Annotated in this window: 17 protein-coding genes; 12 read left to right on the top strand and 5 right to left on the bottom strand. The window is 37.5% G+C overall.

All coding sequences use genetic code 11. The annotated features are described in order from the left end of the window. Positions 1-64 precede the first annotated feature (64 nt). Both L6W14_RS18080 and L6W14_RS18075 read left to right on the top strand, forming a co-directional pair. The gene (locus L6W14_RS18080) at positions 65-592 is read left to right on the top strand and encodes a D-glycero-alpha-D-manno-heptose-1,7-bisphosphate 7-phosphatase (protein ID WP_131521226.1); all 528 of its coding nucleotides are present in this window, start codon (positions 65-67) and stop codon (positions 590-592) included. Between the two features lie 51 nt (positions 593-643). Further along, on the top strand, positions 644-838 hold the full coding sequence (locus tag L6W14_RS18075; protein WP_175400780.1) for a hypothetical protein: 195 nt from the start codon (positions 644-646) through the stop codon (positions 836-838). Positions 839-921: 83 nt separating this feature from the next. Here the strand turns inward: L6W14_RS18075 and L6W14_RS18070 are convergent, their stop codons facing one another. Beyond that, complete coding sequence (locus L6W14_RS18070) at positions 922-1,188, bottom strand: DUF3055 domain-containing protein (protein ID WP_009371988.1); 267 nt, start codon at positions 1,186-1,188, stop codon at positions 922-924. 88 nt (positions 1,189-1,276) lie between these two features. On the opposite strand from L6W14_RS18070, the gene L6W14_RS18065 reads away from it, so the two are divergent. Together L6W14_RS18065 and L6W14_RS18060 are read left to right on the top strand one after the other, a co-directional pair. After that, the gene (locus L6W14_RS18065; RefSeq protein WP_009371987.1) at positions 1,277-1,729 is read left to right on the top strand and encodes a DUF86 domain-containing protein; all 453 of its coding nucleotides are present in this window, start codon (positions 1,277-1,279) and stop codon (positions 1,727-1,729) included. After that, complete coding sequence (locus L6W14_RS18060) at positions 1,726-2,478, top strand: TIGR01457 family HAD-type hydrolase (protein WP_237898574.1); 753 nt, start codon at positions 1,726-1,728, stop codon at positions 2,476-2,478. The genes L6W14_RS18065 and L6W14_RS18060 overlap by 4 nt, the downstream gene beginning before the upstream one ends. 79 nt (positions 2,479-2,557) lie before the next feature. Here L6W14_RS18060 and L6W14_RS18055 read toward each other — a convergent pair whose 3' ends face one another. Next, a complete protein-coding gene (locus L6W14_RS18055) occupies positions 2,558-2,794 on the bottom strand; it encodes a YuzB family protein (protein ID WP_004228286.1) in 237 nt (78 codons plus the stop codon). 269 nt (positions 2,795-3,063) lie between these two features. Here L6W14_RS18055 and L6W14_RS18050 point away from each other — a divergent pair, with 269 nt between their 5' ends. Next, complete coding sequence (locus L6W14_RS18050) at positions 3,064-4,128, top strand: NAD(P)/FAD-dependent oxidoreductase (protein ID WP_004228288.1); 1,065 nt, start codon at positions 3,064-3,066, stop codon at positions 4,126-4,128. Positions 4,129-4,181: 53 nt separating this feature from the next. Here L6W14_RS18050 and L6W14_RS18045 read toward each other — a convergent pair whose 3' ends face one another. Next, positions 4,182-4,517 (bottom strand): YuzD family protein, encoded by a 336-nt coding sequence (locus L6W14_RS18045; protein ID WP_237898573.1) that lies wholly within the window; start codon positions 4,515-4,517, stop codon positions 4,182-4,184. Positions 4,518-4,600: 83 nt separating this feature from the next. Between L6W14_RS18045 and L6W14_RS18040 the strand changes: the two genes are divergently transcribed. Further along, entirely contained in the window at positions 4,601-4,837 is a 237-nt protein-coding gene (locus L6W14_RS18040) for a NifU family protein (RefSeq protein ID WP_004228295.1), read from the top strand. A gap of 50 nt (positions 4,838-4,887) precedes the next feature. On the opposite strand, the gene L6W14_RS18035 is transcribed toward L6W14_RS18040, so the two are convergent. Beyond that, the gene (locus L6W14_RS18035; protein WP_237898572.1) at positions 4,888-5,580 is read right to left on the bottom strand and encodes a DUF2225 domain-containing protein; all 693 of its coding nucleotides are present in this window, start codon (positions 5,578-5,580) and stop codon (positions 4,888-4,890) included. A 186-nt stretch (positions 5,581-5,766) separates the two neighbouring features. Between L6W14_RS18035 and L6W14_RS18030 the strand changes: the two genes are divergently transcribed. The 6 genes from L6W14_RS18030 to L6W14_RS18005 all read left to right on the top strand — a co-directional run bounded on the left by L6W14_RS18030 (position 5,767) and on the right by L6W14_RS18005 (position 11,973). Next, positions 5,767-6,141: a HesB/IscA family protein gene (locus L6W14_RS18030; RefSeq protein ID WP_048394421.1), complete on the top strand. Its 375-nt coding sequence runs from the start codon at positions 5,767-5,769 to the stop codon at positions 6,139-6,141. A 321-nt stretch (positions 6,142-6,462) separates the two neighbouring features. Next, on the top strand, positions 6,463-6,960 hold the full coding sequence (locus L6W14_RS18025; RefSeq protein WP_036078588.1) for an NUDIX hydrolase: 498 nt from the start codon (positions 6,463-6,465) through the stop codon (positions 6,958-6,960). 25 nt (positions 6,961-6,985) lie between these two features. Next, on the top strand, positions 6,986-8,737 hold the full coding sequence (locus tag L6W14_RS18020) for a sensor histidine kinase (RefSeq protein WP_131522540.1): 1,752 nt from the start codon (positions 6,986-6,988) through the stop codon (positions 8,735-8,737). A gap of 6 nt (positions 8,738-8,743) precedes the next feature. After that, positions 8,744-9,487, top strand: a complete 744-nt coding sequence (locus L6W14_RS18015) for a LytR/AlgR family response regulator transcription factor (RefSeq protein ID WP_131522541.1) — start codon at positions 8,744-8,746, stop codon at positions 9,485-9,487. 117 nt (positions 9,488-9,604) lie between these two features. Next, positions 9,605-11,398, top strand: coding sequence for a carbon starvation CstA family protein (locus L6W14_RS18010; protein WP_237898570.1), 1,794 nt, complete (start codon positions 9,605-9,607; stop codon positions 11,396-11,398). 245 nt (positions 11,399-11,643) lie between these two features. Next, the gene (locus L6W14_RS18005; protein WP_004228336.1) at positions 11,644-11,973 is read left to right on the top strand and encodes a YuiB family protein; all 330 of its coding nucleotides are present in this window, start codon (positions 11,644-11,646) and stop codon (positions 11,971-11,973) included. Between the two features lie 89 nt (positions 11,974-12,062). Here L6W14_RS18005 and L6W14_RS18000 read toward each other — a convergent pair whose 3' ends face one another. Continuing rightward, positions 12,063-12,545 carry a divergent PAP2 family protein gene (locus L6W14_RS18000; RefSeq protein ID WP_131522542.1) on the bottom strand — a complete coding sequence of 161 codons (483 nt, stop codon included), beginning with the start codon at positions 12,543-12,545 and terminating at the stop codon, positions 12,063-12,065. Positions 12,546-12,575 lie beyond the last annotated feature (30 nt).

The following is a 12,575-nucleotide window of genomic DNA, read 5'->3' as shown; positions in this document are numbered from 1 at the left end:
TGTTAGCTTTTGTGTAATTGGGGAAAACTAAAGCACAAAACAGCTTATCGAAGGTGTGTTGCAAATGAAAAGAGCCGTATTTTTAGATCGTGATGGTGTTATCAATGAAGTGCTAACAAATCGTGTGAAGTTTGTGAATAAGCCTAAGGATTTGTACTTTTTACCGCAAGTGCCTGAAGCAATCAGAAAGCTAAATAAGCATTTTGATTATGTGTTTGTCGTGACAAATCAAGGTGGGGTTGGTTTAGGCTTTATGAAGGAAAGTGGTTTACAGAAAATACATGAACATATGGTGAAGGAGCTAAAGAAAAAAGGGGCAACGATCCATGAAGTCGTTTATTGTCCACACAAACCTAAGTCAGGTTGTGCCTGCCGCAAGCCCAATAGCAAATTAATTGTGGATTTAGGAAAGAAATATAACATTGATTTATCAAAATCCTATATGGTAGGCGATACAGATACGGATATTATTGCAGGAAAACGGGCAGGAACAAAGGGTGTTTTCCTAGGAGAACAAGATTCATTAGCAGATGCTGTCTTTCCAGATTTAATAAGTGCTGCCCAGTGGATTATTAAGGATGTCACAGCTTAAACGTATTGAGAAAAAGGGCGTATAAATCATTAAAAAAGGGATAATTTATGAATGGAGGTGATGATGTTGGCAAAAGAAAAACGCAATAAAAAGCCATTAGATCGAGAGGAATATGGGTATGGTTTTGATATTAGTGTAGACGATTTAGCTGTGATTGGTCAAAATCAGCAAGCGAAAAAGCAAAATGATAATGAAAATAAAGACAAGCCCCATAATAAAGATAATCCATCCACTTTAAATAAATAACAATACGTAAAAAGATTTCGCAATCGCTCAGGGTTAGCGAAATTTTTTTATGTTATATAAAAAAACACCCAATAAAATGGGTGTTAGTTCAATAATTCACGCAAGTATTCCCGTAATTCGATTGTTTCTTCCTCTGTGCGATTGTACACATGTTCTAAGTAACCAGGCTCTTCTACATCATCAGGACCAATAATAGCAAAGCGACCGAACTGGATATCCATGACAAGCACTTTTCCAAAGAAGCGGCCAGATTGTAATATAGCTAAATCATAACGTAGCTTTTGTCCAGCAAAACTAACAAATCTTGTTTTCGTATCTTCTACATCATCATATAAAAAAAAACGTTCCATCTTTTAATCTCCTTCCAATCCTATAGTTATGGTACTATAGAAGAGAAAAGACTATCAACTTTTAATGATTTGAATGGGGGCTTTCCTTGTGTATTTTGTAGATCGTAATAAAATCACAAAAAATTTACAGTACTTAGATGGGCTATTAACTATTTTGGAGACAGAGGATAACTGGCTTCAGAATGATATAAAGAAATTAGCTATCGAGCGAATTGGACACAACATTATGGAGTCAATGATGGATGTAGGAAATTTAATGATTGACGGTTTCATTATGCGCGATCCAGGAAGCTACGAGGATATTATTGATATTTTAGTCGATGAAAAAGTTGTAGCTGCTGATTTGGAAGCACCATACAAAGCAGTTGTTGGCTTACGTAAAATGCTAGTGCGTGAGTTTATAGAGGTAGATATCCAAGAGGTTATCCATGTACTAACAGCCAATCTAACGGCTTTAAAGCAGTTCTCGCCAGCAGTTCATAATTATTTAACAAATGAATTAGGACCTGTTTCAGCATTTTTGCCAGAGGATCATCAATGAAACAATATAAGGCCTATTGCTTTGATTTAGATGGTACTGTCTACCGTGGGAAGGAAGGTATTCCTTCTGCGGTAGCTTTTATTCATCGTTTACAGCAAGCAGGAATTGAGCCATTCTATGTAACGAATAATTCTTCCAAGACGCGAGAACAACTGCAAGAAGCTTTACTATCTATTGGTGTGAACGCGCCATTAGAGCATATTTATTCAAGTGCATTGGTCACAGCAAAGTATGTGGCCCTACATTTTCCAGGCAAAAAAGTAGCGATGATGGGTACAGATGGTATTCGTCAGGCACTACTCAATGAAAATATTGTGCCTGTTGAGCATGAACCCGATGTATTTGTTATGGGGATTGATCGTACGCTTGATTATATGGCACTTGCTAGAGCAACGGTTTTTGTTCAGCAAGGAGCGACCTTTATTGCCACGAATCAGGATATTAAATTTCCAACAGAATACGGGTTCTTACCAGGCAATGGTTCTTTTGCACGCTTGGTAGGAGAAGTTGCAGATGTTGAACCAATCTATATTGGTAAGCCATCGCCAGCCATGCTTGAAGTAATTACTACCGAACATGGAATTGCGAAAGAAGACATGGTAATGATCGGTGATAATTATGATACGGACATTATGTGTGGCATTCGCTTTGGCTGTGACACCATTCATGTGAATACTGGTGTGACGCCTACAGAGACTGTCCTCAAAAAAGAATGCCAACCTACATATGTAGTGGACGTACTAAAGTAATAAAAGGATGTTTATGCTAATTTTCAGCATAACATCCTTTTTATTTGTTCAAATTTATTCATATAGGCATATTAGAAAACTACCATAAAGGATTTTCTTCAATAAATTGATAAATGGCTTTCGTCAATTCATCAGGAGAATCAGCTTCTACTAATTCACCGTTTACTATTGCATAAAAGGATTCTGAGCACTTTGTACAATAACTGAGGCAGCCATATTCCAAAACGTCGATGTTTGGATCGCGTTCGAGTACTTCATAAGTTGCTTGAGAGCCATTTGCTAAATTACTTATACAAAATTCAACCATTGGATTCATCCATGTCACCTCACCAAAGTAATGCTACTCGGTTTTACGATTTTCGTCAATTATTTATGTTTAAGAGAAAAGAAACGTTTTTTAATAAATGATAAAGGGAATTTGTTATTAATGGCTTAAAAATCAATAGAAATGAACAGGTTCTCTTTTATTTTGTGAAATCTTTCACAAAATTTCATTCTGATATTGTGAAACTTCTCACAATCGGTTATACTCGTTTGTGGATACTTTGTGAACAATTATTAAAAGAGATATAAAAGGAGACTATTATGGGAAAATTAGTACTTTTAGGTGGCGGCTACGGCAATATGCGTGTCATGCTTCGTCTATTAAACAGCCTACCATTAGACAGAGAGGTAGTTATAGTAGATAGAGCCCCTTTCCATAGTTTAAAAACAGAGTTTTATGCATTGGCGGCAGGGACTGCAACAGATAAAGAAATTCGTGTAAGCTTCCCAGAGCATGAACGTTTAACAGCCGTATATGGAGAAGTCGTTGAAATTAATCGTGCGGAAAAAGTAGTCATTCTTGAAGACGGACAACGTATAGAATATGATGATTTAGTCATTGGGCTTGGCTGTGAAGATAAATATCATGGTGTACCAGGTGCGGAAGAGTATACGTACAGCATTCAAACAATGGGCAAATCACGTGCAACATTCCAAGCACTTTGTGGTTTACCAGCTGGGTCTACAGTTGGAATTATAGGGGCTGGCTTAAGTGGAATTGAGCTTGCAAGTGAGCTACGTGAAAGTCGCTCAGATTTAAAAATCAAGCTATTTGACCGTGGTCAACGTATATTAAAAGATTTTCCAGAGAAACTAAGTAAGTATGTAAAGGATTGGTTTGTTAAGCATAATGTTGATGTGGTTGCCAATTCAAATATTACAAGAGTAGAGCCAGGTAAAATTTTTAATCATGATGATGAAATTTTACTCGATGCAGTGGTTTGGACTGCAGGTGTCCAGCCAGTCAAAATTGTTCGTGATATGGATGTTGAGAAAGATAAACATGACCGTCCACTTGTCACACAGTATTTTAATTTACTCGATGATGAACATGTCTATGTTGTAGGAGACTGTGCTTCATCAGATTTAGCCCCAACAGCACAATTAGCAGAGGAACAAGCGGAGCAAATTGTGAAAGTACTTCGTATGCGTTGGAAAGGTGAACATTTACCAGAGAAGATGCCAGATATTAAATTAAAAGGCTTTATGGGAGCTCTTGGTAAAAAACAAGGCTTTGTATACTTAGCTGATACAACAGTAACTGGGCGTATCGCTCGCTTAATGAAATCAGGATTATTATGGTATTACAAACGTCAAAATGATTAATTAGCTGAAAGGGAATGTTTCAAAATCATTTTGAAACATTCCCTTTCTTTTTGTTAAACCGTTTCGTCTGGAACAAACCCTAAAGTTTCAAGCGCTGTAAATACAGGTTTTAATTGGACATAGCCCTCTCCAACTACCTCATTATTAATGAGGACAAGAGGGTAGAAAAATTCATCATCTTGAATACGTGACGCGTACTCTTGATCGCGTTCATTCTCAATTGGACCTTCAATATCGATATAGCGAATATCATATGCTTGATCTGGATATTTGCGATTGATGGCTGCTTGTAGCCACTCATATGTATCCTTGGAAGATGGGGCATTGACACAGCTAGCACAGATGACAGCTGTTCCATAAATTTCAATCATAGGTTTTGTTGATGGCATAGTATTTTCTCTCCTTGTGATTCAATATTGGATTTTTTCTGTTGCTAACATTATAATCATTATAAGGAAAGGAGTCGAGATAAATGGCAGAAGCAACAATTAACGACCAAGTTCAAGAGGTATTAGATAAATTACGTCCATTCTTACTACGTGACGGTGGAGACTGTGAATTAGTAGATGTTGAGGATGGCGTTGTGAAATTACGTTTATTAGGTGCTTGTGGCAGTTGCCCAAGTTCTACGATTACATTAAAAGCTGGTATTGAACGAGCATTATTAGAAGAAGTACCAGGTATCGTGGAAGTAGAGCAAGTATTCTAAGCCTTTTTAAAAAGTTCTAGCTGTTTGCAAGCTAGAACTTTTTTATTTACCTATTTATGACGCGCATGTTCTTTTTCTTCACGAATAATGGCCCACTGTTCTTTCGCCATATCTATAATTTTTGCCTCACCACTGACACTTTGTTTTTCAATGACTCTAGAAAAGAAGCGTGTCGCATTTTCAATATCTCCAATACGTCTAGATAATTCAGCAATCATATACATAATTCGGACAGCTGACATTTGTGTGGAGCTGTAGTCCTCGGTTGAATAAGATTCCATATAATAATCACGAGCTAATTTCATAAAGCGCTCTTCTTGTCCACTATTGTTCAAGGAACGATAGAGCCATGCAAGACGTAAAGTTAGTCCAGCAATCGCAACATTTTTTTCTTTTTTTATTGTGCCACAAAGAAACGCTAACTTATAGGCTTGAATGGCTTGAAATACAGTACGTTCACCCTTGAAATCATGATGCACCCATTTTTCTGTAATTTGTGTACGTATATCATCTTGGATACCCGGTGCAAAATATTTTGTAAAGTCTTCTGTAAAGGAAAAGCCACAATGCTCACATACAAAAACATTATAATAGAGAGCATTCACTTCATCTGCATAAATAGGTTGAAAATCTGTTTCCGTATGATCTACTTTAATAAATTTTGAACGCACTTTTAATGTTGGAAATTCTTTTTTGCAATTTAAACATTGAATTTTTTTCTCATAATATGGTGAAATCTCCATATATATTACCCCCTGCCAAGAATTCGTTGTAACTATTATACCAATGATGTTTTTATAAACATGAATAAAAAATACTATTAATGTGAAAAATATGAGAATGATAACTTAAAATCGACTTGAAGCTGAATGTTTGTCATACAATGGTCAAAATTGTTATGATAATACGTAAGAAGGAAGGTGATTGGGATGACAAGTACAAAGCAAATTATAGAAGTGACACAGGCTGCTGGCTTTCATATTAATGAAATGATGGAGCATAATGAAGAACAAGGTTCTTTTTTACGTGTAGTGGTGAATGGTGGCGGCTGTAGCGGGCTATCCTATGGCATGCATTTTGATAAAGAGAAAAAAGATGATGATTTTGAAGATGTACAGCATGGTTTAACAATTCTTGTTTCCCGTGAAGATGCGCCGATTTTGATGGGAACAAAAATTGACTATAAACAATCGCTAATGGGCGGTGGCTTCACCATCGATAATCCAAATGCCATTGCATCATGTGGTTGTGGTACGTCTTTCAGAACAGCAAAGCGTGAAGGTACGCCTGAGGTTTGTGAGTAAAAGTAAATAAATCCATTCGAATAATGGGCTAACAATAATAGGCTTCTTTGATTGATGATGTTGCAAAACATGATGAATGAAAGGAGCTTTTTTCTTTCTTTTTATTTTCCCGTTTGTAAGTAACTATGTTAAAAATCATTTGACACTTCCAACAAATTTTTATGACCTTATTTAGTGAAATTCAAGGCAATGTATAATAGCTTCTTTCATTGAGGTTGAATGAAAGAAGCATTTTCACTGTGGATTAACTGTAAAATTCAGAATAAATGCTTCATTCCATAGAAAATGAGCAGGTATAATAGGTAGATAGAGGTGAAGGTTATGAGAAAAGATCGAGGGAAAATATGGTTGGGTGTATCAGGTGTTACGGTGAATGAGCTTGGACAATGGTTAGTTGTGAAAAAGGCTTATAGCGGATTGAAAGGACGTTGGTCATTGCCAGCAGGTTTTGTTAATGCAGGAGAAACGGTAGATGAAGCGGTTATTCGTGAAATCAAAGAAGAAACAGGCATCGATTGTAGAGTTTCAGGCTTAATTGGATTTAGAACAGGTGTCATCCGTGATGATATCAGTGATAATATGGCGATTTTTTATTGTCGAATGCTAGATGAGCAGCAGCAGGTTTCCATTCAAGAAAAAGAAATTTTAGAAGCTAAATGGTTGTATCCACAGGAACTAGCACAAGATGAAACAACCTCTGTGATGTTAAAGGAAATGGCTTCCAATCAATTTGAAAGACATCAATTAGAGGCGATAGAAGGGATTAATCCTGGTGATATTTTTGGTTATACCTCTTATCGTTTATTCTTTAAAAAATAATATGACTTTTAGGAGGTGACCTTTGATGGAGCTGTTTTTATTTATGTTAGAGCGAGTTGGGCTGATCATTGTGTTTGCCTTTTTAATGTCAAGATGGCGACTCTTTCGAGAAAAGCTGTTTCAGGAGCAAGGAACGAAAGAGAAAATATGGCTCATTATTATCTTTAGTAGCCTATGTATTATCAGCAGTTATACAGGGATTAAAATTGAAAGTGGGACAATCCATCCTTTAAATCAGATGATACATAGTACGATCAATGCGGAGGAGGCCATTGCTAATACGAGATTAATTGGTGTCGCTATTGCAGGAATTTTTGGTGGACCACTTGTTGGTGTATGTGTAGGAATTATTGCAGGTATTCACCGAATTACACTTGGTGGTTTTACAGCAATAGCCTGCGGTGTTTCAACAATTCTAGCTGGCTTTATTACAGGTGGTTTAAGTAAACGCTTTAAAATACGTCAAACTTTTTCCTATAAGAAAGCAGTCATTATCGGCATCTGTGCAGAAACGATTCAAATGCTGGTGATTTTAGTAGTCGCGAAGCCATTTGAGCAGGCCTTGCAGTTAGTTTCATTAATTGCAATGCCGATGATTTTAATGAATGCCTTTGGGATATTTTTATTTTTCATGATTATTAAAACGTTTATTGATGAAGAGGAGCGAACAAAGGCATTACAAACCCATCAAGCTTTTTCAATTGCCCAACAAACAATTGAGCATTTTCGTAAGGGCTTGAATGAAGAATCATGCCAAACGGTTGCAGAAATTATTAAAAGAGAAATAAAAGTAGATGCGGTCGCTATTACCGATAAAAATGGGGTGTTAGCACATGTTGGCGTTGGTGAGGATCATCATTTAATTCATCGTGAAATTATGACGGCTTTGACGAAACGGGTATTAGAGGAAGGCAAAATTTTAATGGCTACATCTGAAAAGGAAATTCAATGTCCACACGCTAGCTGCCCATTACGTGCTGCCATTGTCCTGCCCTTGAAGGTACAGCATCGAACAGTTGGAAGCTTAAAGCTTTATTTCACTAAAGCGGATTCTTTGACAGGGGTGAAGAAGGAGCTAGCAGAGGGCTTAAGTAGACTTTTCTCCTCACAGCTTGAATATGCTGAAATTGAACAGCAGCGGAAATTATTAAAGGATGCTGAAATAAAAGCATTACAAGCACAAGTCCATCCTCATTTCTTCTTTAATAGCCTTAATACTATTTCGAGCTTGATTCGAACAGATGCAGATGAGGCGAGAGCGTTGTTAATCAAGCTTAGTACATTCTTTAGAAGCAATCTGCAGGGCGCACGACAAATGCTTATTCCATTAAAAAATGAAATTGATCATGTTGAAGCCTATTTATCCATTGAGCAAACAAGATTTCCGAATCGCTATGAAGTTGAGTTTATGATGGATGAATCGCTCTTTGATGTCCAGATTCCTCCATTTACCTTACAGCCTCTTGTCGAAAATGCTATTTATCATGCCTTTAAAAATCGTAAAGAAGGCAAGATTTATGTCAAAGTACAACGCGTGAACGATAAGCTACTGCTGTTGACCGAGGATAATGGGTGTGGCATGAGGAAAGAACAGGTGAAACAACTAGGTAAACGTATTATGGAATCGGAACAAGGGACAGGCACGGCTTTATGGAATATTTATCAGCGAATTCATGAAATTTACGGTTCGGAGGCTGATTTTCATATAACAAGTACGTTAGATGTGGGCACAAAAATTATGATTCAACTGCCGTTAAAGGCGACTAGATGGGAGTAGAAAAATTTGAATGTATATATTGTGGATGATGAACCGTTAGCACGAGCGGAACTGCGTTATTTATTAGAACAAACAGCATTAGTGAATGTTTGTGGTGAATCTGAAAATCTTGAGGAGTTGTGCAAAGCGGCACAGCTTGAAGAAGTCGATTGTATATTTTTAGATATTGAATTAGGCATAAACAATGGACTTGACTTAGCTAAACAATTATTACGGAATGCACAGAGACCTGAAATTATTTTTGCTACAGCCTACGATGACTATGCTTTACAGGCATTTGAAGTCAATGCATTTGATTATATATTGAAACCCTTTGAGGCAGAAAGGGTACAAACAGCTGTGGAAAAACTGTTAGCTAAAAAAAGAGCTGCTCAGGCAAAAACAATGGAGGAGTTAAAGGTGTCGCAGCTGGATAAGCTCGATAAGTTAACAGTTTATGCAAACGATCGAATTTTATTATTGAAAATACAGGATATTTTATATTGTACCTCTGAGGATAGTAAAACGGTTGTTGTAACAGAGCAGGGACGTTTTATTGCTTCCGAATCATTGGCAGCGTTAGAAAAAAGACTTACTTTAAAAGGCTTTGTACGTGTCCATCGCGCGTATATTGTCAATTTAGAGCATATTGTGGAACTTGAGCCTTGGAGTAGTTCTAAATTTAATTTAATTGTGCACAACAGACATTCTATTCCTGTCAGTAGGCTGTATATGAAGGAGGTAAGGAAAATTTTTGACCTATCAAAGTAATTGCATTTCAACGGACAAATACAACCTTTCAGCTTTAAATTCTGACATTTCAGTTATTTTATGAATAATAGGGACATTCCTTTGCTATGATGTGGAAAAAGTAAAAGGGGTGTTTACATGAATGCGATTACAATAGTGATAGGGTCTATTTGTATTTTGATGATCAGCTATCGTTTGTATGGCATTTTCTTTACAAAGAAGGTACTTAAAATAAAAGATGATACGCCCACCCCAGCCCACGCTTTGGAAGATGGTAAAGACTATGTTCCGACGAATAAGTGGGTAACCTTTGGGCATCATTTTGCAGCGATTGCAGCAGCAGGGCCTTTAGTTGGACCAATCCTAGCGGCACAATTTGGGTATTTACCTGGACTTCTATGGCTATTAATCGGGGCAGTAATTGGCGGGGCAGTTCATGATGCTGTTGTTTTATTCGCTTCCATGCGTCATGGTGGTAAATCCCTATCGGAAGTGATGAAGGAGGAGTTAGGTCCTATCGCAGGTTTCTGTACAGGCCTTGCGATGCTATTCATTATTACGATTACAATGGCAGGTCTCTCGATGGTGGTGTTAGGTGCTTTAGAGCGCAATCCATGGGGAACGTTTGCGGTAGGTATTACGATACCAATCGCCATGCTTGTGGGTATTGCCTATCGTAAAACAGGCAATTTAATTGTTACATCTACTGTAGGCTTTATTTTATTAATGATTGGGGTATTTATCGGACCGCTGATTCAAGGCACAGCATTCGGTGATTTTTTAACATTTGATCGGGATACACTAGCTATCATCTTACCGATCTATGCCTTTTTCGCCGCTGCATTACCTGTGTGGCTATTATTAGCACCTCGTGATTATTTAAGTAGTTTCATGAAGATTGGGGTATTTATTGCACTAATTATTGGCGTTTTCTTTGTTAATCCTGCTATTCAATTCCCTCCATTGACAGAGTTTATTCATGGTGGTGGACCAGTAATTGCCGGTCCTGTGTGGCCGTTTGTTTCTATTACAATTGCCTGTGGTGCCATTTCTGGCTTCCATGCTTTTGTAGGCTCAGGAACAACACCTAAGATGATTGATCGTTGGGAGGACATCCGTATTGTAGGCTTTGGTGCTATGTTAGTAGAGTCACTAGTAGGTGTGATGGCTTTAATTGCAGCTACTGCTCTTCATCCAGCCGACTATTTTGCGATTAACTCAGCACCAGCTGTATTTGCTACATTAGGAATGGAGCCCGTTCATCTACAAGCATTGTCTCAAAGTATCGGCATGGACTTGGAAGGACGAACAGGAGGTGCTGTAACGCTAGCAGTTGGTATGACAGATATCTTTACAGGTATTCCTTGGTTCGCAGAGTTATCTTCGTACTTCTATCAATTTGTCATTATGTTTGAGGCGGTTTTCATTCTTACAGCCATTGATGCTGGAACAAGGGTAGCTCGTTATTTAATACAAGACTTTGGTGGCAATGTTTATAAACCACTGAAGCGTACTAATTGGGTACCAGGTACAATTTTTGCTAGTGCACTTGCCTGCTTTATGTGGGGCTATTTATTGTATTCAGGGGATATAAGCTCAATCTGGGTATTATTTGGTGTATCCAATCAGCTAATGGCAGCCATTGGTCTAGTATGTGGCGTGACGATGGTATTGAAGGTCGCAGATAAACGCATCTATGCATTGACATGCTTTATCCCATTGGCTTATTTATACATTACGGTCAACGTTGCAGGCTATTGGATGATTAAAAATGTATACTGGAATCCAGCCGCTGCAGGCTTTAATATGTTAAATGGGATTTTATCTGTTATCATGTTAATGCTTGGCTTCTTAATTGTGCTGACAGCATTTAAAAAATGGGCACAGCTTTGGAAATCACCAAAGTTTTTAGTAGCTCAATCAACTTCATAAAATCATAGAAACTATTGAAGATAAGCATTTGTCTTCAATAGTTTTTTGGTGAAAAAAGCATCTACGACGAAGGAGAAGCAAATACCCGCGGAAGAAGCATATACCCCTAAATTCAAAGATCAACCATAGATGATCGATTGATGATTTTCCTAAATATGACGAACAAGCGAAAACAAGGATATGTTCATTGAAAGCGGTGTCGTAATCATGTAAACTAATGAGAGGAAAACGGAGGTTATACATACATGGATGGTCCAGTTTCATTAGTACAGTTAATCATTTCTATTTTGTTATTTTTCGTCATGTTCTTTGGTATCGGATTCTTGTTAAATATGCTGTTACGAATGACATGGTTAATGGCAATTGTGTATCCAATTGTTGTCATCTTTATTGTAGATGAAGTAAGCTTCTTAGATTATATTTTTAAGCCAGGTTCTGCATTCCCAGCATTAATTGATAAATTACAGGCACTTCAGTTTGTGGATATTGCTATTTTATCAGGTGGCTTTGCAGGTTCTATTGTGGCGGGTATCGTGATGATTTATTTACGTAAAAGTGGCTATCGCATGTTCTAACATGCTTAGTATTCTTTCTTCAATTGAAGGGGGAATACTTTTTTTATACAAAAAAACACAGCCTCCTCTAGAGGATGTGTTGATGTCTGTTAGATGAAAAACTCATAGGCTATGATAGCGATAAAAATACCCGTGAGAGCCCCAAAAAATACTTCACTTCGTTTATGGCCTAATAATGTTTTTAATTCCTCCATTTTTTCTTGTCCGTCCATCTGTGGCCATTTTTTTAAATCATGAAGCAATGTTTGGAAATCCTTACGCAGTTGATTTAAAATGGCTGCATGCTGCCCTGCTTGGTAACGAACACCACTAGCATCGTACATTACGATAATGGAAAACATGGCGGCTACCGCAAAAATTGGGGATTCCAAACCCGTCTCATAGGCAATTGAGGTTGCCAAACCAGTGACAGAAGCAGAGTGAGAACTAGGCATTCCACCCGTTGAGGTAAAAAGCCCCCATTTTACTTGTCTGGTCATTAAAAAATGAATGGGGATTTTAACAAACTGTGCAAAGAGAACCGCAAAGAGGGCAATTAGTAATGGGGTATTTTGGAGTAAACTCAATCTCATCACAACCTTCGTAAATAATTGCTTTTATTA

Source organism: Lysinibacillus sp. ACHW1.5 (assembly GCF_022014815.1).
In the GTDB taxonomy this organism is placed as follows: domain Bacteria; phylum Bacillota; class Bacilli; order Bacillales_A; family Planococcaceae; genus Lysinibacillus; species Lysinibacillus capsici.
The sequence above is the reverse complement of the archived record's forward strand: the minus strand, read 5'-3'. Positions and strand labels throughout refer to the sequence as shown.